The organism is Streptomyces sp. NPDC050264, assembly GCF_040655895.1.
Taxonomy (GTDB): Bacteria; Actinomycetota; Actinomycetes; order Streptomycetales; family Streptomycetaceae; genus Streptomyces.
Genome location: NZ_JBFAKV010000009.1, coordinates 137,671 through 159,345, shown reverse-complemented (window position 1 = coordinate 159,345; position 21,675 = coordinate 137,671). Strand labels below are relative to the sequence as shown.

General features: G+C 70.8%; 19 protein-coding genes. 8 read left to right on the top strand and 11 right to left on the bottom strand.

Features of this window, described 5'->3' with window-relative positions; translation table 11 throughout:
* The first annotated feature begins 32 nt into the window (after positions 1-32).
* The 5 genes from AB0J02_RS18285 (at position 33) to AB0J02_RS18265 (ending at position 6,427) form a co-directional block, all read left to right on the top strand.
* Entirely contained in the window at positions 33-1,298 is a 1,266-nt protein-coding gene (locus tag AB0J02_RS18285) for a site-specific integrase (RefSeq protein ID WP_363194701.1), read from the top strand.
* A gap of 274 nt (positions 1,299-1,572) precedes the next feature.
* A complete protein-coding gene (locus AB0J02_RS18280) occupies positions 1,573-3,213 on the top strand; it encodes a penicillin-binding transpeptidase domain-containing protein (RefSeq protein WP_363194700.1) in 1,641 nt (546 codons plus the stop codon).
* 215 nt (positions 3,214-3,428) lie between these two features.
* Entirely contained in the window at positions 3,429-5,012 is a 1,584-nt protein-coding gene (locus AB0J02_RS18275) for a penicillin-binding transpeptidase domain-containing protein (protein ID WP_363194880.1), read from the top strand.
* Between the two features lie 66 nt (positions 5,013-5,078).
* On the top strand, positions 5,079-5,579 hold the full coding sequence (locus AB0J02_RS18270) for a YbaK/EbsC family protein (RefSeq protein WP_363194699.1): 501 nt from the start codon (positions 5,079-5,081) through the stop codon (positions 5,577-5,579).
* The gene (locus tag AB0J02_RS18265) at positions 5,576-6,427 is read left to right on the top strand and encodes a DMT family transporter (protein ID WP_363194698.1); all 852 of its coding nucleotides are present in this window, start codon (positions 5,576-5,578) and stop codon (positions 6,425-6,427) included. The genes AB0J02_RS18270 and AB0J02_RS18265 overlap by 4 nt, the downstream gene beginning before the upstream one ends.
* Positions 6,428-6,438: 11 nt before the next feature.
* Here AB0J02_RS18265 and AB0J02_RS18260 read toward each other — a convergent pair whose 3' ends face one another.
* Positions 6,439-7,212 carry an SDR family NAD(P)-dependent oxidoreductase gene (locus AB0J02_RS18260; protein WP_363194697.1) on the bottom strand — a complete coding sequence of 258 codons (774 nt, stop codon included), beginning with the start codon at positions 7,210-7,212 and terminating at the stop codon, positions 6,439-6,441.
* 100 nt (positions 7,213-7,312) lie between these two features.
* On the opposite strand from AB0J02_RS18260, the gene AB0J02_RS18255 reads away from it, so the two are divergent.
* Positions 7,313-7,918, top strand: a complete 606-nt coding sequence (locus AB0J02_RS18255) for a hypothetical protein (protein WP_363194696.1) — start codon at positions 7,313-7,315, stop codon at positions 7,916-7,918.
* Here AB0J02_RS18255 and AB0J02_RS18250 read toward each other — a convergent pair.
* The 4 genes from AB0J02_RS18250 to AB0J02_RS18235 are packed head-to-tail and all read right to left on the bottom strand — an operon-like array spanning position 7,908 to position 10,996.
* Positions 7,908-8,414 (bottom strand): GNAT family N-acetyltransferase, encoded by a 507-nt coding sequence (locus AB0J02_RS18250; protein ID WP_363194695.1) that lies wholly within the window; start codon positions 8,412-8,414, stop codon positions 7,908-7,910. The two genes, AB0J02_RS18255 and AB0J02_RS18250, sit on opposite strands and share 11 nt — an antisense overlap.
* A complete protein-coding gene (locus tag AB0J02_RS18245) occupies positions 8,411-9,190 on the bottom strand; it encodes an ABC transporter ATP-binding protein (protein WP_363194694.1) in 780 nt (259 codons plus the stop codon). Before AB0J02_RS18245 ends, AB0J02_RS18250 begins: the two co-directional genes overlap by 4 nt.
* Positions 9,178-9,939, bottom strand: a complete 762-nt coding sequence (gene cbiQ / locus AB0J02_RS18240) for a cobalt ECF transporter T component CbiQ (RefSeq protein ID WP_363194693.1) — start codon at positions 9,937-9,939, stop codon at positions 9,178-9,180. The genes AB0J02_RS18245 and cbiQ overlap by 13 nt, the downstream gene beginning before the upstream one ends.
* A gap of 1 nt (position 9,940) precedes the next feature.
* The gene (locus tag AB0J02_RS18235) at positions 9,941-10,996 is read right to left on the bottom strand and encodes an energy-coupling factor ABC transporter permease (protein ID WP_363194692.1); all 1,056 of its coding nucleotides are present in this window, start codon (positions 10,994-10,996) and stop codon (positions 9,941-9,943) included.
* Between the two features lie 133 nt (positions 10,997-11,129).
* On the opposite strand from AB0J02_RS18235, the gene AB0J02_RS18230 reads away from it, so the two are divergent.
* Positions 11,130-11,492: an SsgA family sporulation/cell division regulator gene (locus AB0J02_RS18230; protein ID WP_363194691.1), complete on the top strand. Its 363-nt coding sequence runs from the start codon at positions 11,130-11,132 to the stop codon at positions 11,490-11,492.
* A gap of 47 nt (positions 11,493-11,539) precedes the next feature.
* Here the strand turns inward: AB0J02_RS18230 and AB0J02_RS18225 are convergent, their stop codons facing one another.
* Together AB0J02_RS18225 and AB0J02_RS18220 are read right to left on the bottom strand one after the other, a co-directional pair.
* Positions 11,540-13,747, bottom strand: coding sequence for an MMPL family transporter (locus tag AB0J02_RS18225; protein WP_363194690.1), 2,208 nt, complete (start codon positions 13,745-13,747; stop codon positions 11,540-11,542).
* A 100-nt stretch (positions 13,748-13,847) separates the two neighbouring features.
* Positions 13,848-14,435, bottom strand: a complete 588-nt coding sequence (locus AB0J02_RS18220; protein WP_363194689.1) for a TetR/AcrR family transcriptional regulator — start codon at positions 14,433-14,435, stop codon at positions 13,848-13,850.
* Positions 14,436-14,578: 143 nt separating this feature from the next.
* Here AB0J02_RS18220 and AB0J02_RS18215 point away from each other — a divergent pair, with 143 nt between their 5' ends.
* The gene (locus AB0J02_RS18215; RefSeq protein WP_363194688.1) at positions 14,579-17,824 is read left to right on the top strand and encodes a S41 family peptidase; all 3,246 of its coding nucleotides are present in this window, start codon (positions 14,579-14,581) and stop codon (positions 17,822-17,824) included.
* A 73-nt stretch (positions 17,825-17,897) separates the two neighbouring features.
* Here AB0J02_RS18215 and AB0J02_RS18210 read toward each other — a convergent pair whose 3' ends face one another.
* From AB0J02_RS18210 to AB0J02_RS18195, 4 genes are all read right to left on the bottom strand, one after another.
* Positions 17,898-18,095: a hypothetical protein gene (locus AB0J02_RS18210; protein ID WP_363194687.1), complete on the bottom strand. Its 198-nt coding sequence runs from the start codon at positions 18,093-18,095 to the stop codon at positions 17,898-17,900.
* A 125-nt stretch (positions 18,096-18,220) separates the two neighbouring features.
* The gene (locus AB0J02_RS18205) at positions 18,221-19,096 is read right to left on the bottom strand and encodes an SDR family oxidoreductase (protein ID WP_363194686.1); all 876 of its coding nucleotides are present in this window, start codon (positions 19,094-19,096) and stop codon (positions 18,221-18,223) included.
* Entirely contained in the window at positions 19,093-20,067 is a 975-nt protein-coding gene (locus tag AB0J02_RS18200; RefSeq protein ID WP_363194685.1) for an alpha/beta hydrolase, read from the bottom strand. The genes AB0J02_RS18205 and AB0J02_RS18200 overlap by 4 nt, the downstream gene beginning before the upstream one ends.
* Positions 20,064-21,611 carry an NAD(P)/FAD-dependent oxidoreductase gene (locus AB0J02_RS18195; protein WP_363194684.1) on the bottom strand — a complete coding sequence of 516 codons (1,548 nt, stop codon included), beginning with the start codon at positions 21,609-21,611 and terminating at the stop codon, positions 20,064-20,066. The genes AB0J02_RS18200 and AB0J02_RS18195 overlap by 4 nt, the downstream gene beginning before the upstream one ends.
* Between the last annotated feature and the right edge of the window lie 64 nt (positions 21,612-21,675).

The window sequence follows — 21,675 nt, the reverse complement described above, 5'->3', positions numbered from 1 at the left end:
CCTTCGTGCTGTCGAGAAGGGACCGCCGCCACATGGCCGGCCACATCCAAGACCGCTGGTTCAAGACCGAAACGACCGCAGACGACAAGACCACCCGCGTCAGGACCGACCGCTACGGTACCGGCCTCCGCTACCGAGCCCGCTACATCGGGCCAGACGGAAGTGAGAAGTCGAAGAGCTTTCGCGACGGGCAGAAACGCCTCGCCGAGAAGTGGCTCATCAACGTCGAAGCCGACATGTCGCGCGGCCAGTACACCGACCCTCGCGCTTCCCGCACCACCTTCCGGCAGTACGCCGAGAAGTGGGTAAAGGCCCATCCCGGCGAGATCAACAGCCGCGAAGCGGCAGAACGGCGTCTGCGGCTGCACGCCTACCCGTACTTCGGGACCCGCCCGCTCGGCTCGTTCAAGCCCGAGCACATCCGGACCTGGCTTGCTGAGCTGGAGCCCATGGCCCCTGCCGAATCCAGCCGCCGCATCATCTATGGCACGGTCGCCGCAGTACTCAACGCAGCCGTCGACGACGGACTACTCGCGAAGAACCCTTGCCATGCAAGGTCGGTGACGATCCCCAAGGATGTTCCAGGGCAGATCGTTCCCTGGACAATCCCTCAGGTACTCACCGTGCAGGAGGCACTTCCCGAACGCTTCCGGGCCACGGTCGATGCCGGCGCCGGTTGTGGTCTGCGGCAGGGTGAAGTGTTCGGCCTATCCGTTGATGAACTCGACATCGACGGTGGCTGGCTTCACGTGAACCACCAGCTCAAGCGAATCCGGGGCAAATACGTCTTCGCCCGACCGAAGGGGAACAAGACCAGGAAGGTGCCACTCCCCCAGGCCGTCGGCGTGGCGCTCAGTGCACACATCAAGCGGTTCCCACCGGTGTCCATCACGCTGCCGTGGCGCGCCCCGGACGGGGCGCTCGTCACCAAGCGTCTGCTGTTCTCCGGAGACCGAGGCGACCACGTCCGAGTGAGCAACTTCAACGACTTGAAATGGAAGCCTGCTCTCGTGGCTGCCGGAATCATCCCGGAAGCGGAGAAGGGCGAGCGGTACGCGTCCGCGCCGGACAACGGCATGCACGCGCTGCGCCACTTCTACGCTTCGCTGCTGCTCGATGCCGGCGAGAACATCAAGGCCCTGAGCCAGTACCTCGGTCACGCTGATCCCGGGTTCACGTTGCGCACGTACACGCACCTCATGCCGAGCAGCGAGGGCCGCACCCGCAAGGCTGTGGATCGGGCATTCAGGGGGCCCGTTGAACAAGATCACGGCCCTGAGGCGGCCCAGGCGGCCTGACGAGCCGCAGGACTTACGGATCGTCGCAGGTCAGGGCTCACAGGGCCCTGGCCACTAGGGATTCCGTGTACTTCTGGCCGATCTACACGGGCCACGCCATCCCGATGGATTCCTGGCGTTCACGGATGTGGCTGGATACCTGGGTCTGAGCTGTTTTCGGCCGTATTCGCGATCACTCTTCGGACACCTTCGGACACCATCTGGAAAACACCCCGCACCACGGGCCCCTGACATGCCTACAGTCCCTTCCGTCAACCTGGGGAGGGGCGCGCACATGCGCAAGGGGGTCAAGGCCGCCATCGTCGGCGGGGTGTTCACCGTGATGGTGGGCGGTGCCGGATACGGGGCGTACAACATCATCTCGACGGTGACGGGGGACGGCGGTTCGTCGTCCGCGGGTGCGCCGGGGGCTCGCAGGAGCGGGCCGCCGACGAGCGACGAGGTCAAGGAGACGTCGCAGAAGTTTTTGTCGGCGTGGGCGAAGAACGACGCGTCGGGCGCGGCGGCGTACACGAACTACGCGACGAACGCGCGGAGCGCGCTGCAGGGCTGGCACGACGAGGCGCACATCACGCACACCGTCCTGACCGCGGGCACGCCGGCCGGGGCGAAGGTGCCGTTCAAGGTCAGGGCCACGGTGTCGTTCGACGGCAAGAAGCGGACGATGACGTACGACTCGTCGCTGACGATCGTGCGCGGCGACACCACGGGCCGGGCGCTGGTGCGCTGGCGGCCGTCCGTCCTGCACCCGGACATGCGCGAGGGCGACACGCTCGTCACCGGCGAGTCGGCGGCGCCGCCCATCGAGGCCGTGGACCGGAACGACACGGTGCTGACCAAGGCGAAGTACCCCTCGCTCGGGCCCGTCCTGGAGACGCTGCGCGCCAAGTACGGGGACGATGCGGGCGGTACGCCGGGCGTCGAGACGTTCATCAAGCGTGCGGGCGCGGACGGTACGACCACCGCGAAGACGCTGCTCACCCTCACCAAGGGCAAGCCCGGCAAGCTGCGGACGACGATCAGCGCGAGCGCGCAGGCGGCTGCCGAGCAGTCGGCGGCGAAGTTCTCCAAGTCGGCCGTGGTGGCGGTCAAGCCGTCCACCGGCGAGGTGCTGGCGGTCGCCAACCACGGGTACGGCGAATGGAACGCCGCGTTCGAGGCCAAGCTGGCGCCCGGCTCCACGATGAAGATCATCACCGCGGCGGCGCTGATCGACAACGGTGTCACGTCGATGACCGGACAGGCCCCCTGCCCGTCGTCGGTGGTCGCGCTGAGCCAGACCTTCCACAACCTCACGGGCATGCAGCCCAACGAGGGCGCGACGCTGTCCAACAGCTTCCAGCGCTCCTGCAACACCGCCTTCATCAAGCTCTCCGACGACCTGGGCGCGCAGAAGTTCGCGGCCGAGGCGCAGAACCGGTTCGGGCTCGGCAAGGACTGGCAGACCGGGATCGTGTCGTACGACGGTTCCGTGCCGGTCAACGGCGACTCGGACGACCCGGCCGGGATGATCGGCCAGGGCAAGGTGGCGATGAACCCGCTGAACATGGCGTCGGTCACGGCGACCGCGATCACCGGCACGTTCCATCAGCCGGTGATCGTCTCCCCGAAGCTCGGCGACCGTCAACCGGCCACCGCGCAGGGCCTGCCGAACTCGACCGTGTACCAGCTCAAGCAGATGATGCGGCTGACCGCGACCTCGTCCATCGGCACGGCCACGAACGCGATGGCCGGGCTCACCGGTGACATCGGGGCGAAGACGGGCTCCGCGGAGGTCGACGGGGCGAACGTGTCCAACTCCTGGTTCACGGGATACCGGGGCGATGTCGCCGCCGCCGCGATGGTGGAGGGCGGCGGCCACGGCGGCGACGCGGCCGGACCGATCGTGGCTTCCGTGCTGCGGGCCGGATCGTAACGAAACCACGGGCTCGTGTACGGCGTTCTGCCCTTCGGCGCAAGCGACTTGGGGCACGCCGTAATCTGAGCTTCCCGCAGAACCACCGGAGGACGACGTTGGGCACCAGAGGCAAGCGCAAGGCCGCGCCGCCGCGCCGGAACACCAACGCCGTGGTGATCGGCGCGGCCGCCGTGGTCGCCGTCGTCGGGGCGGGTGTCGGCGCCTACGTCCTGATGGACAGCGGCGGCCTGTCGTCCGCCGCGACGTCGGACGGGAAGCCCGAGGTGAAGACGGGTCCGCCGAGCGCCGCGGAGGTGCGGACGGCGGCCGACGGATTCCTCACCGCCTGGCAGTCCGGGGACGTGGCCAAGGCCGCCTCGTACACGGACGACACGAGCGCCGCGCGGACCGCGCTGACCGGTCTGACCAAGGACGCCCACCTCACCGACGTGAAGGTCACCCCGGGCACCCGAGCGGGCGCCAAGGTCCCCTTCCACGTCACGTCGATGGTCTCGTACGAGAAGAAGGCCGGCGGTCCCGGGATCAGCAAGCCGTACGCGTACGACTCCTCGCTGACGGCGGTGCGCCGCAAGAGCGACGGCAAGGTCCTCGTCGGCTGGCAGCCGTCCGTCGCGCACCCGGAGCTGAAGGACGGCGACCGGCTCGTCACCGGGGAGGCCGGCGACCCGCCCGTCAAGGCGGAGGACCGGGACGGCGGAGAGCTGACCGCCAAGAAGTACCCGTCGCTCGGCATCGTCATCGACGGGCTGCGCGAGAAGTACGGCAAGAAGGCGGGCGGCACGGCCGGCGTCGAACTGCGCGTCGTGCGCAAGGCCCCGGAGAAGGGTGCCGAGAAGAACGCGGTGCCCGACAAGACGCTGGTGACGCTCTCCGAGGGCACCCCGGGCACGGTGAAGACGACGATCAGCCCCGGTGTGCAGGCCGCCGCCGAGAAGCAGGTCGCCTCCCGCGAGCGGGCCTCCGTCGTCGTGCTGCGGCCCTCGACCGGCGAGATCCTGGGCGTGGCCAACTCCAGCCCCGGCTTCAACACGGCGTTCCAGGGCTCCCTCGCCCCCGGCTCCACGATGAAGGTCATCACGTCGTCGCTGCTCCTGGAGAAGGGCCTGGCGGGCGTGGACAAGAAGCACCCGTGCCCGAAGTACTTCACGTACGGGCACTGGAAGTTCCAGAACGACGACAAGTTCCAGATCAAGAACGGCACGTTCAAGGCGAGTTTCGCCGCGTCCTGCAACACCGCCTTCATCAGCCAGGCCCCGAAGCTGGAGAACGACTCGCTGACCAAGCAGGCACAGCAGGTCTTCGGGCTCGGCCTCGACAACTGGGCGATCGGCGTGCCGAGTTTCGACGGTTCGGTGCCGGTGCAGTCGGACGCGCAGATGGCGGCCTCGCTGATCGGGCAGGGCGGGGTGCGGATGAACCCGCTGAACATGGCGTCGGTCGCGGCGACCGTGAAGTCCGGCACCTTCCACCAGCCCTACCTGGTCTCGCCGGACGTCGACCACCGCACGCTCGCGAAGGCCGCTCGGACGCTGTCCGCCGGGACCGTCGCCGACCTGCGGGAGCTGATGCACTACACGGCGGTCGCGGGCACGGCCGTGGAGCCGATGTCCGGGCTCGGCTCCGACATGGGCGCGAAGACCGGCTCGGCGGAGGTCGACGGGCAGAAGGAGCCCAACGGCTGGTTCACCGCATGGCGCGGTGATCTCGCCTCGGCGGCGGTGGTGGAGCAGGGCGGGCACGGCGGCGACTCGGCGGGCCCCGTCGTACGCCAGATGCTGCTCAACGGCGCCGGGTGACCGTTCTCCCGAGGTCGTGCGTTACCCGGTCGCGTGGGCGCTACACCGACCGTTAGCGTGCCGGTCATGACGTCAGCAGCAAACGCAGCGCATCCTCTGTTCGCCTCGGCCGTGACCGACATGGGACTGGCCGGACTCCTGCCGCGGGTGCGGCGGTTCCCCGAGGCGACCCGTACCGCGCAGGAGGCCGCCGACGCGATCGGCTGCGAACTGAGCGCCATCTGCAAGTCGTTGATCTTCGCCGCGGACGGGGTGCCGGTGCTGGTCCTGATGGACGGCGCGTCGCGGGTCGACGTCGAGCGCGTGCGGTGGGAGCTGTGCGCGGCGAAGGTGACGCGCGCCAAGGCGGACGTGGTGCGGGAGTTCACCGGGTACGCGATCGGCGGCGTCCCGCCCTTCGGCCACCGCAACAAGACCAGGGTTCTCGCGGACCGTTCGCTGCTCGCGCACGACGTCGTGTGGGCGGCGGCGGGCACCCCGTACGCCGTCTTCCCGATGGCGCCCGAGGCCCTGGCCTCGCATGCGGGCGCCACACTCGTGGACGTGCGCGAGGACGCCCTCGGATGACCCCGGCAGTCGCCGCCGCGGTGCTGCTCGCCGCGGTCACGCACGCGTCGTGGAACGCGCTGGCGCACCACATCACCGACAAGCTCGTCGGCTTCACGCTCATCTCCGGCGGCGGCACGCTCATCGGGCTCGTCATCGCGCTGTTCGCGCCTGTCCCGGCGGCGGGCGCGTGGCCGTACCTGATCGTGTCGGCGGTCATCCACATCGCCTACTACGTGCTGCTGATGACGTCGTTCAAGCTCGGCGACTTCGGCCAGGCGTATCCGATCGCGCGCGGCACGGCGCCGCTGGTGGTGACCGTGCTCGCGGCGGTGTTCGCGGGCGAGGTGCCGGGCGGCTGGCAGGCGGCGGGCGTCGCGGTGTCCTGCGCGGGCCTGACCGGGCTCACGGTGTGGGGGCTGCGCGGCTCCGGGCGCAGGCCGGACTGGCGGGCGGTCGGCGCGGCGCTCGCGACCGGGGTCTCCATCGCCGCGTACACGGTGGTGGACGGGCTAGGGGTGCGCGCGTCCGGCTCCGCGATGGGGTACATCGCGTGGCTGATGGTTCTCGAAGGGATCGCGGTGCCGGTGTACGCGGCGTACCGCTGGCGCGGTGAACTGGTCGCGAGACTACGCCCGTTCGCGCTGCTCGGTCTGGTGGGCGCGGCGCTGTCCGTGGCGGCGTACGGCCTGGTGCTGTGGGCGCAGACCCGGGCGGACCTGGCCCCGATCTCCGCGCTGCGGGAGTCGTCGATCATCGTGGGGGCGGCGATCGGGGCGGTGTTCTTCAAGGAGCGGTTCGGGTTGCCCCGGATCGTCGCCGCCGGGGTGATGGTGGCCGGGATCGGGCTGATGCTGCACGCGGGGTGAGTCCCCAGGGTTCAGAGGGTGGTGCGCTTGAACCCTGTGTTCACCGCCGTGATCCCGCCGTCCACGGGCAGCACCACGCCCGTCACCCAGGCCGCGTCGCGCGACGCCAGGAACGCCACCGCTGCCGCGATGTCCTCGGGCTCCCCGACCCGGCCGAGCGGATACAACTCGCTCATGACGTCGGGGTTGCGGCCCCGGTCGGTCCAGGCGCGGGTGCGGACCGTTCCCGGGGCGACGAGGTTGACGCGGACGCCGCGGGGGCCCGCGTGTCCCGCGAGGGTGCGGGTCAGGGAGATCAGCCCGGCCTTGGCGGCACTGTAGGCGTGGTTGCCGAAGTCCTGGAGGCCGTTGACGGAGCCGATGGTGACGACGGCGCCGCGGCCGGACGCGGCGAGGTGCGGGAGGGCGGCCTTGCAGCAGCGGTAGGCGCCGGTGAGGGAGAGGTCCAGGTCGCGGGACCACGCCTCGTCGTCCTCGTCCTCGAAGAGCGCGGTGTCGGGGTGGCAGGCGTAGGCGTTGTTGACGAGGACGTCGAGGCGGCCGAAGCTCTCGACCGCGCCCGCGACGGCCGCCGCCACGGAGTCCCGGTCACCCACGTCGCAGTGCCACGCGGTGGCGGCGCCGCCCTGTTCCCGGATCTCCCCGGCGGTCTTCTCCGCGGCCGGCACGTCGATGTCGGTGACCAGGACGTGGGCCCCCTCGGCGGCGAGGCGGTGCGCGACGGCCGCGCCGATGCCGCGTCCCGCGCCGGTGACCAGTGCCGCGTACCCCTCGAAGCGTGTCATGGCCCCGACGCTACCCGGGGTGGCACGCGGAGGATCCCTAGGGGTCCAACCAGGGTGATTCCGGATCGAGTTGGCGCCGCGCGGCCTCGAAGATCGTCGCATGACAACCACACAGCAGCGCGCCTTCCTCTACGGTCCCGTCCTGTTCGGCGCGTACGGGGTGATCCGGCTTCTCGACGGGATCGACGGGGAGAAGGGCCCCGGGCTCGCCTGGACGGCCGGACATCTCTGCTTCCTCGCGGGCCTCGCCTTCTTCGCCCAGGGCTTCGCCGCCATGCGCGAGGCAGCGGTACGCAAGGCGGCGGGCCGCGACCGATGGTCGTCGGCCGGGCTGTGGATCGGCGGCGCCGGGATCGCGGCGCTCGTGGTGCAGTTCGGGGCGGACATCGTGACGGGCCTGATGGCCGCCGACCACGCCGGGATGAGCGACCGGGTCGGCGACTTCCAGGCGCTGCCGGGCGTCGAGCTCGCCTTCTACGTCCTCGGCCCGCTCCTGTTCTTCGTGGGCCAGCTCCTGCTCACCGGCCGGCTGGCCGCCCTGCGCACCCTCAAGGCGTGGGCGCCGGTCCTGGTCCTCGCCGACTCACTGCTCTCCTACGCCGTCAAGGACCTCATCCCGCTCGGCGCCGTCCTGCTGGTGCTCTCCTACGCTCCCCTGTGGCGCGGCACCATCGACACCACGCGCACGGCCTTCATCAAGGCCTGAGTTCACGTATCCACCGGATCTCGCCGTCCTGCCGGATGCCGGTGGGGGCGAGTCCGGCGGACCGGGCCACGGCGGCGGAGGCGTGATGGTCGGGGTGGACGTGGGCGATCACGGACCGCACCCGCTGCCCGCCCAGCCAGTCCACCAGGCCCCTGGCAGCCTCCCCCGCGATTCCCCTGCCCTGCCAGGGAGTTCCGACCACCCACGCGATCTCGGTGACGGATTCGGTCACCGTCGCCTGGACCGTGCCCGTCGGGCAGGACTCGTCGCGCAGCCGGATCACCCAGTTCAGCCAGGTGACGGCCGGGTCGGGGGAGCCCGCGGTCAGGCGCTCGTAGCGGGCCCGCAGGGAGTGCGGGGTGTGCGGGGCGCCGCCGATGAAGGTGTGCAGCGCCGGGTCCGACAGCACCCCGGCCATCTCCTCGGCGTGCGCGACCTCCAGGGGCAGGAGGTCGAGGCGTTCGGTGGCGAAGGACTCGGCCACCAGGAGGCTCAACGTGCCTTCCCCGCGACCGACTTGGGGTCGAATCCGAAGGGGAGCTCCAGGCGGTGCGCCCGCATGAGGTCCTCGTCCACGAGCAGGTCGCCGGTCGCGCCGTCCGCCGCGATGACGCCCTCGCTGAGGATCAGCGCCCGCGGGCAGAGCTCCAGGGCGTAGGGCAGGTCGTGCGTGACCATCAGGACCGTCACGTCCAACGAGCGCAGGATGTCGGCGAGTTCGCGGCGGGAGGCGGGGTCGAGGTTGGAGGACGGCTCGTCCAGGACGAGGATCTCCGGTTCCATCGCGAGGACCGTGGCGACGGCCACCCGGCGGCGCTGGCCGAAGGAGAGGTGGTGCGGGGGCCGGTCGGCGAACTCCTCCATGCCGACCGACGCGAGCGCCTTGCGGACCCGCGCCTCCAGTTCCGGCCCCTTCATGCCCGCCGCGGCCGGGCCGAACGCGACGTCCTCGCGGACCGTCGGCATGAACAGCTGGTCGTCCGGGTCCTGGAAGACGATGCCGACCTTGCGCCGGATCTCCGCCATGTGCCGCTTGCCGACGGGCAGGCCCGCGACGGTGACGGTGCCCGCGCCGCCGGTCAGGATGCCGTTCAGATGCAGGACGAGGGTCGTCTTGCCCGCGCCGTTCGGGCCGAGCAGCGCGACCCGCTCGCCCTGCCCGATGGTCAGGTCGACGCCGAAGAGGGCCTGGTGCCCGTCGGGGTAGGCGAAGGCGAGCCCGGACACCTGCAGGGATACGGCGGCAGAAGCAGAATCAGTCACAGCACCCATCCCAGCAGACACACCACGAGCGCCGCACCCGGCAGGGCCAGCGCGGACGACCACTGGGTCCGGGAGGCCGTCACCTCGTCGATCACCGGCATCGACCCCGCGTACCCCCGGCTGACCATCGCCAGGTGCACGCGCTCGCCCCGTTCGTAGGAGCGGATGAACAGCGCCCCCGCAGATTTGGCGAGGACCCCCCAGTGCCGTACGCCGCTCGCCTCGAAGCCGCGCGACTCCCGCGCGATCTTCATCCGCCGCATCTCGTCCGTGATGACGTCCCCGTAGCGGATCATGAAGGACGCGATCTGGACGAGCAGGGGAGGCAGCTTGAGCCGCTGCAGTCCGAGCAGCAGTTCCCGCAGCTCCGTCGTCGAGGCGAGGAGCACCGACGCGGCGACGCCGAGCGTGCCCTTGGCCAGTACGTTCCACGCGCCCCACAGGCCGCTCTCGCTCAGCGACAGGCCGAGCACCTGCACCCGCTCGCCCTCCGCGACGAACGGCATCAGGACCGCGAAGGCGACGAACGGGACCTCGATGAGCAGCCGCTTGAGCAGATAGCCGGCCGGTACACGCGCCGCGAACGCCACCGTGGCAAGCAGCATCGCGTACAGCGCGAACGCCCACATCGCCTCGCGCGGCGTGGAGACGACGACCACGACGAAGCCGAAGACGGCGGCGAGCTTGGTGTGGGGCGGCAGCGCGTGCACGGGCGAGTGCCCGGCGCGGTAGAGGCGGTGTGCGTGTCCGGCGCCCATCTCAGACGGACTCGCGCGCGGTGACCTCGGTGGAGGCCGCGTCGCCCGTACGCCGCCTGCGCAGCGCCCAGAAGATCCCGGACCCGGCGACGACGGTCACGCCGACGCCGATGATCCCGGCGAGGCCGCCGGAGAGACGGGCGTCGGTGACGTCCTTGACGCCGTAGTCGGCGAGCGGCGAGTCGGCGGAGGCGTGCTCCTTCGCCTTCTGGTCGATGCCCTTGTCGTGGGCGACCTTCTCCAGGCCGTCGGGGTTGGCGGAGGCGTAGAAGGAGACGAACCCGGCGAGCACGAGCGAGGTGATGAGGCCGGTGATCCAGATCTTGCGGTGCGAGCGGGCGGCCACGGGGGCGGGGGCCGCGGCCGGGACGTCGACCAGTTCGCCGCCGACCTTCAGCTTGAGCGGCTGCGTCAGGCCCCGGGCGCCGTGGACGAGGTCGGGACGGACGGCCACGACGGCGCCGACGGTGAGGGCGGTGATCGCGGCCTCGCCGATGCCGATGAGGACGTGCACGCCGATCATCGCGGTGGCCACCTTGCCGATGGAGACGTCGGTCGTCCCCCCGATGGCGTAGATGAGGGTGAAGACCACGGCGGCCGCCGGGACGGAGAGGACGGCGGCGACGAAGGAGGCGGCGGTGATCGAGCGGCGGCCGCGGGGCAGCACCTTCACGAGGCCGCGGAAGACGAGGTAGGCGACGACGGTGGTGGTGATCGCCATGTCCGTGATGTTCACGCCGAGCGCGGTCAGGCCGCCGTCGGCGAACAGCACGCCCTGCATCAGGAGCACCACGGACACGCACAGGACCCCTGTATAGGGGCCCACCAATATCGCGGCCAGGGCACCGCCCAGGAGGTGGCCGCTGGTGCCCGCGGCGACAGGGAAGTTGAGCATCTGCACGGCGAAGATGAACGCCGCGACCAGACCGGCGAGCGGCGCGGTGCGTTCGTCCAGTTCACGGCGGGCGCCGCGCAGGCTGACGGCGACGGCGCCCGCGGCGACGACACCGGCGGCCGCCGACACGGGGGCGTTGATGAATCCGTCGGGTACATGCATGGCAGGGCACTCCGGCGCTCGGGCAGATGGTTAACCGTTCGATGATAGTGCCTTGTTGCGAATGCCTTGCAAGAGCGTCTCGGCACCAATTAACCCTGGCCCGTAAACCCAGACATATGGGACATTGGATGGCATGACCGTCTCCGAGCAGTACGTGGAGCAGTACGCCCGGGCGCATGTCGTCACCGATTCCCCCGACGCGCCCCGGGCCGTGCCGGTCGTGCTGCGTTACGACGGCCGGATCCGCGTCACGCTCCCCGACGCCGGCGAGTGGATCTTCCCGCGCGATCTCCTGGAACAGGGGCTGCGCGCCCCGGTCACCGGTGACTCCGTGCGGATCTGGCCCTGCGGGCGGGTGCAGGCGGTCATCGAGTTCCACCCGCACGGCCCCGGACAGCCGAACGGGGTGACGGTCGTGCAGTTCGACGTCAAAGCGCTGATCCGCTTCCTGCGTCGTACGTACACGGCCGTCACCCCGGCGACGATCACGCACTGAGTCATCCGGTCAGGTCACCCGGCCGGGCCACCTGGTCGGGTCACTGGTCAGGCGTCGACGAGTTCCTTGTTCTCCCCGGGACGCCCGGCGGCCTCGGCCGCGTTCAGGCCCTCGCCCTCGACGTCCACGTTGGGCAGCGCGCGGTCCAGCCACTTCGGCAGCCACCAGGCCTTCTTGCCGAGCAGCGCGAGCACCGCGGGCACGATCGCCATACGGACGACGAACGCGTCGAAGAAGACGGCGATCGCCAGACCGAAGCCGATCATCTTCACCATCTGCTCCGAGGAACCGATGAAGCCCGAGAACACCGCGATCATGATGATCGCCGCGGCCGTGACCACCCGGGCGCCGTGCCGGAACCCGGTGACGACGGCCTGCGCGGGTCGCTCACCGTGGACGTACGCCTCCCGCATCCGGGTCACGAGGAAGACCTCGTAGTCCATCGCGAGACCGAAGACCACACCGACCATGAAGATCGGCATCATCGACATGACCGGGCCGGTCTGCTCGACGCCGAAGACCGAGCCGAGCCAGCCCCACTGGAAGACGGCGACGACGGCGCCGAGCGCGGCGAGCACCGAGAGCAGGAAGCCGAGGGCCGCCTTGAGCGGGACGAGGATCGAGCGGAAGACGACCATCAGGAGCAGGAACGCCAGGCCGACGACGAGTGCCAGGTAGGGCACGAGCGCGTCGTTGAGCTTCTGCGAGACGTCGATGTTCATGGCCGTGGAGCCGGTGACCGCGAGCTCGGCGCCGGTGTCGGCCTTGATGTCCTGGCCGGCGTCACGGATGGCGTGGACGACGTCCTCGGTCTCGACGGAGGACGGCTTGTACTTCGAGACGACGCTGATGATCGCGGTGTCTCCGGCCTTGTTGAACGTGGCCGGGGCGACGACCGCGACGCCGTCCGTGTCCTTGATCGTGGAGACGACCTTGTCGACGGCGGCCTTCGGGTCGTCCGTGCCCTTGGCGTCGACGACCGTCATGAGCGGACCGTTGAAGCCGGGCCCGAAGCCTTCCGACAGCAGGTCGTAGGCCTTGCGCTGAGTGGTGTCGGTGGGCTGGGCGCCGTCGTCGGGCAGGCCCAGCTCCAGCGAGGCGACCGGGATCGCGATCGCGCCGAGCCCGATGACGCCCGCGACCAGGACCATGACCGGGCGGCGCAGCACGAAGCGGGCCCAGCGGGTGCCCATGTTGGCCTTGGGCTCCGCCTTCTCGGTGGAGTCGAGCGTCTTGCGGGCCTTGCGGCCGTGGACCCGCTTGCCCGCGAAGCCGAGCAGCGCCGGGATCAGGGTGAGCGCGATGAGGACCGCGATGGCGACCGTGCCGGCCGCGGCGACGCCCATCTTCGTCAGCATCGGGATGTTGACGACGGCGAGGCCGACCAGCGCGATGACGACGGTCAGACCGGCGAAGACGACGGCCGAGCCGGCGGTGCCGACGGCCCGTCCGGCCGCTTCCTCGCGCTCCCGGCCCTCGGCCAGTTCGGTGCGGTAGCGGGAGACGATGAAGAGGGCGTAGTCGATGCCGACCGCGAGGCCGATCATCATCGCGAGGGTGGAGGTGGTGGTGCCCAGGTCGAGCGCGTTGGCGAGCGCCGTGATGCTGGAGACGCCGATGCCGACACCGATCAGCGCGGTCAGCAGCGGGAGCCCGGCCGCGAGCAGCGAGCCGAACGTGATGACGAGGACCACGGCCGCGATGGCGATGCCGATGACCTCGGTGGCGCCGGTCTCGGGCATGGCCTGCAGCGCGTCACCGCCGACCTCGACGGTCAGGCCGGTCTCTTTCGCCTGGTCGATGACCTTCTGCAGCGCGTCCCGGTCGTCGTCGGTCAGCTCCATCGAGGAGACCTTGTACGTCGCCGAGGTGTAGGCGATCGTGCCGTCCTTGCTGACCGTCTTCGCGGCGAACGGGTCGGCGACGGAGGCGACCTGCTTCGAGCTGGACTTGAGCTCGGCGACGGTGTCCTGCACGTCCGCCTTGTTCGCGGCGCCGGTGAGTTTCTCGCCGGCCGGGGCCTTGAAGACGACGCGGGCGGTGGCGCCGTCGGCGGAGGAGCCGGGGAAGCGCTGGTCGAGGAGGTCGAAGGCCTTCTGGGCCTCGGTGCCGGGTATCGAGAAGGAGCTGGAGGCGGCGGTCGGCGCGGTGGCCGCGCCGACGCCCGCGAGGGTGAGCAGGGCCACCCATATCAGGGCGACGAAGTGCCGTCGACGAAAGGCGAGTTTGCCGAGTTTGTAGAGGAAAGTGGCCACGAAGGCGTACTCCCGGTCAGGTCGTTAAATACAGCTGGGCAGGGAAGATCAGCCCGACGACGTGAGCGGTCGCGTCAGGTGCGGGGAAAAGCTGGTCGGATCAGGCGCTGAGGGCGGGGAGGACGACAGCGTCGATGTACGAGGTGAGGTACGCCTGTGTCGGTGGCTGCTCGTCGATGAGCGTCCGGGTGGCGAAGGCACCGATGATCATGTGGAGCACATAGCCGAGCGCCGGGTTGTCGGTCCGGATCTCGCCGCGCTCCACGGCTCTGCGCAGCAGCCGGTCGAGGCCAGACAGCTCGGGCGCGACGATCCACTCCCGGAAGGCCTCCAGGAGGTCCGGGTTGGCGTGCACGGCCACCATCAGGCCGCGCATCAGCGCGCTGTTCTGCTCCATGTGACAGTCGTCCTCGCGGACGGCCATCGCGTGCAGGTCACCGCGGAGCGAGCCCGTGTCGATCTCGGCGAAGCGCGGCTTCTGGTGCCGCAGCGCCTTCACGACCAGCTCGGCCTTGCCGCCCCACTGACGGTAGAGCGTCGCCTTGCTGGCCCGGGTGCGGGCCGCCACGGCGTCCATCGTCAGGGCGTCGTAACCGACCTCGCGGAGCAGCTCGAGCACGGCCCCGTACAGCTCGGCCTCGCGCTCGGGCGTGATCCGGCTGCGGCGCGCCGTTGCTTCCGCGACCATGATCGTCACCTCTCCTCGGTCCACCTACGCCCTGAACATACCCCGTCCACTAACGAAACGAAACCGTTTCGTACGTGCGGTGCGCCACATCTCTCACGAGGTGCCCGGTTGCCGGAGGTCCCGTCGCGGAAAAGCATGGGGAGGTGACAGAAGATGCAGCCGAGGCGTACCTGAGGTTCCCGCACGTGAGCGGCGAGCGACTGTGCTTCGTCGTCGAGGACGACCTGTGGGTCGCACCGCTCGACGGCTCGGCGCGGGCCTGGCGGGTCACCGTCGACCGCACCAAGGTCAGCCACCCACGGTTCTCCCCCGACGGCACGCACATCGCGTACACGACCTGGCGCAGCCTCGACCCGGAGATCTACCTGGCACCGGTCGACGGCGGCTCCGCGCGCCGCCTCACCTACTGGGGCAGCGTGGACACGCAGGTACGCGGCTGGTCCCCCGACGGGGACATCCTCGCGGTGGCCTCGCACGGCGAGCCGTTCTCCTACTTCACCTTCGCCTACAGCGTCCCCACCGACGGCACCCCCGGCGGCAAACTGCCCTGGGGCCCGGTCTCCGACATCCAGGTCGCCGACATCGACGGGGAGCGGCAGACCCTGCTCCTGACCGGTACGCCGCCGCACGAGCCGGCCGCCTGGAAGCGCTACCGGGGCGGCGCCCAGGGCCGGTTGTGGGTGCACGGGCAGCGCATCCTCGCCGACCTGGACGGGCACCTCGACGACCCGATGTTCGTGGACGGCCGGATCGCGTTCCTCTCCGACCACGAGGGCATCGGCAACGTCTACTCGTGCCTCCCGGACGGATCGGACCTGACCCGGCACACCGACCACGCCGAGTTCTACGCCCGGCACGCCTCCTCCGACGGCGCCCGGATCGTCTACCAGTGCGCGGGCGAACTGTGGCTCCTGGACGACCTCTCCCCCGGCTCGCAGCCCCGCCGCCTGCACGTCCGTCTGGGCGGCCCGCGCGCCGGGCGGCGCGGCTACCAGGTCCCGGCCGCCCTGCACGTCGACGCGCTCTCCGTCGACGAGACCGGCCGGGCCGGCGCGATCGTCGTACGCGGCTCGCTGTACTGGCTGACCCACCGCGACGGTCCGGCCCGCACCCTCAGCGACACCCCGGGCGTGCGCGTCCGGCTGCCCGAGATGCTCGGCTCCGGCGGGCAGGTCGCCTACGTCACCGACGCCGACGGCGAGGACGCCGTCGAGATCGCCTACCTGCCGCGCGCCTCCGGCGACCGCGCGCCGCGCCGGCTCGCCTCCGGCGCACTGGGCCGCGTACAGGAACTGGTCAGCGATCCGGACGGCGAACGGCTCGCCATCGCCTCGAACGACGGCCGGCTGCTGCTCCTCGACACGGCCGAGGAGTCCGACGGCGAGGTCACCGAGCTGATCCGGTCGGTGAACGGCCCGGTCCGCGATCTCGCCTTCTCCCCCGACGGCCGCTGGCTGACCTGGGCGCACCCGGGCATCGGCCGCTCGCTGCGGCAGATCAAGATGGCCCGCATCAAGGACCGCACCATCGTCGACGTCACCAACGGCCGCTTCGAGGACGAGAACCCGGTCTTCACCCGCGACGGCCGCTACCTGGCGTTCCTGTCGTGGCGCGGCTTCGACCCGGTCTACGACGTGCACACCGGCGACCTGTCGTTCCCGCTCGGCTGCCGCCCCTATCTCGTACCGCTGTCGTCGGCGACGCCCTCGCCGTTCGCGCTCTCCCCCGACGGGCGCACGGCGGCCGGCGGCCTCGACCCGGTCGAGGAGTCCGGCCTCACCCAGGCCGCGCCGACCGTGGAGATCGAGGGCCTGCCGAACCGCGTGGTCCCCTTCCCGGTCGCCGCGTCCAAGTACTCGGCGCTCAACCCCGTCGCCGGCGGCGGTCTGGTCTGGCTGCGCTGGCCGATCTCGGGCGCGCTCGGCGAGACGTTCGCCAACCCCGCCGACACCTCCTCCCAGCCCACCCTCGAACACTTCTCCCTCGCCAAGTGCAAGAAGACCCAGCTCGTCGACCACATGGACTGGTTCGAGGTCAGCGGCGACGGCACCCGGCTCGTCGTCGGCGACGAGGGCGAGCTGCGCGCCGTGCCCTCCACCGAGGCCGGCGACAACGACACGACCGTCTGGATCGACCTGCGCCGCATCCTGCACGAGGCCCAGCCGCCCGCCGAGTGGCGCGGCGCCTTCGAGGAGGCGGGCCGGATCATCCGCGCCTACTTCTGGGAACCGGACATGTGCGGCATCGACTGGCCCGGCGTGCTCGACCAGTACCGCCCCCTGGTCGAACGGGTCGCGTCGCCGGACGAGTTCGCGGACCTGCTGCGCGAGGTCCTGGGCGAACTGGGCACCTCGCACGCCTACGTCTCCGCGGCCCGCCGCAACGAGGGGCCGGCGCACTACCAGCGCGCCCAGGGCCTGCTGGGCGTCAACTTCGTCTGCCGGGAGGAGGGTTGGGCGATCGTCCGGATCCTGCCCGGCGACTCCTCCGACTCCAAGGCCCGCTCCCCGCTGTCCGGTACCGGCATCCGCGAGGGCGCGATCCTCACGCATGTCGACGGCCGCCCGGTCGACCCCGTCACGGGCCCGTTCCCGCTCCTGGCAGGCGCGGGCGGCACGACCGTCGAGCTGACCTTCACCCGGGCCGAGGGCGGCGGCCGCGCGCGCCGCGTGGCGGTGGTGCCCCTGGTCGACGAGCGGCCGCTGCGCTACCAGGACTGGGTGGCCCAACGTCGCGAGTACGTACGGGAGTTGAGCAACGGCGAGTGCGGCTATCTGCACATCCCCGACATGGGCGGGTCCGGCTGGGCCCAGTTCAACCGGGACCTGCGCAAGGAGGTCTCCCGGCCCGCGCTCATCGTCGACGTACGCGGCAACGCGGGCGGCCACATCAGCGAGCTGGTCGTCGAGAAACTCACCCGCAAGATCATCGGCTGGGACCTGAGCCGTAACGCCCAGGCCGTCTCCTACGCCTCGAACGCGCCCCGGGGCCCGGTCGTCGCCATCGCCGACGAGGCGACCTCGTCCGACGGCGACATGATCACCGCGGCGTTCAAGCTCCTCGGTCTCGGCCCGGTCGTCGGCCAGCGCACCTGGGGCGGCGTCGTCGGCATGACCGGCCGGCACCGGCTCGGCGACGGCACGGTGATCACCGTGCCGATGAACGCGGCGTGGTTCCCCGAGTACGGCTGGTCGATCGAGAACCGCGGCGTCGACCCCGACATCGAGGTGCTGCGCACCCCGCTGGACTGGGCGGAGGGCCGGCACGCGCAGCTCGACGACGCGGTCCACCTCGCCCTCGACCTGCTGAGGGAAGAAGGCGCGAAGAACCCGCCGGACCACTCGGACGTCCCGGACCGGCGCCGGCCCACGCTGCCGCCCCGGCAGTAACGGGGCAGGCAGGACAAGCAGTAGGGCCCCGCCCGGCGTCCCGGGTGGGGCCCACTTCGCTCAGGGAAGAGCGTCAGGAGTCGCGGTCCTGGCTGAACTTGTCCTGCTGCTCCTGGGCGCGGTCGCGAGCCTCGTCCCGGCCCTGCGAGCCACGCTCGCGAAGCTGGTCCTGGCCCTGCTGTCCGCGCTCGCTCGCCTCGTCCTTGGCACCGCTCGCGCGGTCCTTGGCCTTGTTGGAGAGCTCTTCGCCCTTGTCCTTGAACTGGTCCATGATGCCCATGCTTTGTTCACTCCCGTAGTGGGTTGGAGGGGGTGGGGCTCGACCAGATTGACACGCCAGGACATCACGCGCATTTCGATCAATAACGGACCGTGCGCAGCCGGGGAAACCGCGGGTCAGCGCCCCCGTACCGTCTCGTCGGCCGCACCGCCCGCACCCACCAGGCCCCGCGACACGCTGCCGAGCCGCGGCTCGAACCGGCGCATCTCGCGCTGCCCCACGGCCCCGATGACCCCGGGCAGATATCCGCGGATGCCCTGCATCCCGCGCAGCCACCACTGCGCGTACACGTGCGACGACCGCCGCTCGATGCCCGCCACGAGCCGGTCGACGGCCGGGCCCAGCGGATACGTCTTGTTCGACGGCCACGGCAGCCGCTGGCGCAGCTCGCGCATCACGTCGTCCTGGTCGGCGCCGCGCACCATGTCGGTGTCGGTCCAGGACAGATAACCGACGCCGACGCGTACGCCCTTGTAGCCGACCTCGGCGCGCAGGGCGTGCGCGTACGCCTCGACTCCCGACTTGGACGCGCAGTACGCGGTCATCATGGGCGCCGGCGTGATCGCCGCGAGCGAGGCGACCTGCAGCAGGTAGCCGCGCGACTCCATCAGGACGGGCAGGAAGGCGCGGGCCGTCACGGCGGAGCCGATGAGGTTCACCTCGATGACGCGGCGCCAGGCGACCGGGTCCGAGTCCACGAAGGGGCCGCCCGTGGCCACACCGGCGTTCGCCACGACGATGTCGACCTTCCCGAACCGCTCCTTCACCTCCTCGGCGACCCGCGCCATCGCCACGTGGTCCGTGACATCCGCGTGCCACCAGTCGGCGTCGGCGTGCAGCCGGCCCGCGACCTGCTTCAGCTCGTCCGGCTCCAGGCCGACCAGCGCGATCTTCGCGCCGCGCGCCGACAGCTTGCGCGCCAGCAGTTCACCGACTCCGCGCGCCGCGCCCGTGACGACCGCGACCTGACCCTCCAGGCTGACCCTGCTCATGCGACATCCGCCCCCTTCTCCGACTGATTCTGAGACTGCTGCTTCTGCGGCTGCTTCTGCGATTCCAGGTAGGCGGCGGCCAGTTCACGGATGTTCTCCGTGACGGTCTCCGGTGCCTCGATGGGCGTCATGTGCCCGAGGCCCGGCAGCTCGGTCAGGCCCACGCAGTGCGGCAGTTCGGCCGCGATCCGCCGGGCGTGCACGATGGGCGTGAGCCGGTCCACGGTGCCGCCGAGCACCGCCACCGGCATCGTCAACTCCCGTACGGCCTCGTCCATGTCGAGCGTCTCCAGGACGTGCGACCAGCCGTACCGCACCCCGCGCGGACACGCGTGCACGATCCGCGCGCAGGCCTCGACCTTGCCGGGCGACGCGCCCGGTCCCATGGTCGCGAACTTCAACACCCGCTTGCCCAGCGGCGTGACAGGACCGAGCGGCGCCTTCGACCCGAGGATCGAGCGGGTCACCCTGGTCCGCAGCGCGCCCGCGACCAGCAGCGGCACCACCGTCGCCTCCGCGACCAGCCGCGAGCTGCCGGTGCTGCACAGCAGGACGGCCGCGGCCCGTTCCTTGAAGCCGGGCCGCGCGGCCGCGGCCATCATCGTCATGCCGCCCATGGAGTGCCCGGCGAGCACGGCCCGCTCCCCCGGCGCCAGCGTCGCGTCGAGCACGGCCTCCAGGTCGTCGGCCAGCATGCCGGCGGTGTACGGCAGTCGCGTGGCGGCGGGCGAACGCCCGTGCCCGCGCTGGTCGTACGTGATCACCCGGTGGTCGGTGGCGAGCGCGCGGATCTGCGCGGCCCAGAAGGCCGTCGAGCAGGTCCACCCGTGCGACAGCACCACCGCGGGCGCGTTCTCGGGACCGTGCACCTCGACGTGCAGCCGCGCCCCGTCCGCCGAGACGGCGGTCAGCTCGCGGGCGGCGACGGGCGGCGCGAAGGGCCCGGTCTGCATGTGCATGAGACGGCTCACGCCGTGCTCACCTCCGTCTTCTTCTTCGAGCCCTTGGCCTGTACGGCACGGGCCTGCGGTACCTGGGCCGGGGCGCGCAGCACCTCGTACTCCCCCACGTCCACATGGCGTGTGGCCTGCCGGAACTCGGTCGTGGTGCCGGGCCACACGGTCGTGTTGACCCCGTTCTCGTCGAGGTACCAGCTGTTGCAGCCGCCGGTGTTCCACACGGTGCGCTTCATCCGGTCCTGTACGCGGTTGTTCCAGCCGGTGACGGCGCTCTCGCGCGGGGTGAGGGCGACGCGGCCGCCCAGCACGTTCAACTGCCGCATGTAGTCGGCCAGGTAGTTCAGCTGCGACTCGATCATCAGGATCATCGAGGAGTTCCCGAGGCCGGTGTTCGGCCCGATGACGGTCATGAAGTTCGGGAACCCGGCGGCGGTGGCCCCGCGCAGGGCGGCCATTCCGCCCTTCCAGCTCTCGGCCAGGCTGACGCCGTCCGCGCCGATGACGCGCCGAGCGATCGGCATGTCGGTGACGTGGAACCCGGTGCCGAAGACGATCGCGTCCACCTCGGCCTCGCTGCCGTCTGCGGCCACGAGGGTGTTGCCCCGGATCTCGCTGAGCCCCGACGCCACGACGTCGACATTCGGCTGCGCGAGCGCGGGGTAATAGGTGTTGGACAGCAGGATCCGCTTGCAGCCGATGCGGTAGTCCGGGGTGAGTCTGGCGCGCAGCGCCGGGTCCTTGACCGCCCGGTGCATGTTGCGCTTGGCGAGCTGCTCGACCATGCCCATCTCATTGGGCCGCTTGGTGAACGCCTGGACCTGCAACTCCCGTATGCCCCACAGGAGTCCGCGCCGTGCCTGCGTGGTGAAGGGCAGCCGGCGGTGCAGCCAGCGCTCGGCCTTGGTGATCGCCCGGTCGGCGCGCGGCATGACCCAGGGAGGCGTGCGCTGGAAGAGCGTCAGTTCGGCGACGTCCTTCTGGATGGCGGGCACGATCTGGATGGCCGAGGCGCCGGTGCCGATCATGGCGACGCGCTTGCCGCGCAGGTCGTAGTCGTGATCCCACTGCGCCGAGTGGAAGACCTTGCCCGGGAAGGTGTCGATCCCGGGGATGTCCGGCGTCTTGGGGTCGGAGAGCGGCCCGGTGGCGGAGACGACGACGTCGGCGGTGAGCGTCCCGCTCGCGGTCTCGATCTCCCACCACAGCCGCTCGCTGTCCCACCGCAGCTCCCGCACCTCGGAGTCGAGCCGGATGTGCGGACGCAGCCGGAAGACGTCGGCGACGTGCTCCAGGTACTCCCGGATGCGCCCCTGCGCCGAGAACGTGCGCGGCCAGTCCGGGTTCGGCGCGAAGGAGAACGAGTACAGGTGCGACGGCACGTCGCACGCGCATCCCGGGTAGCTGTTGTCGCGCCAGGTGCCGCCGACCGCGTCGGCCCGCTCCAGCACCACGAAGTCGGTGATGCCCTCGCGGCGCAGTCTGACCGCCGCGCCGAGCCCGCCGAAGCCGGACCCGATCACCGCCACCCGTACGTGCTCGTGTCCCTGCTCGGTCATCCCGGCGCCTCCCCTGCCGCGCGACTCTGCCAGTGAACACTGGCGCAATTGGAGCGTAGAGCAG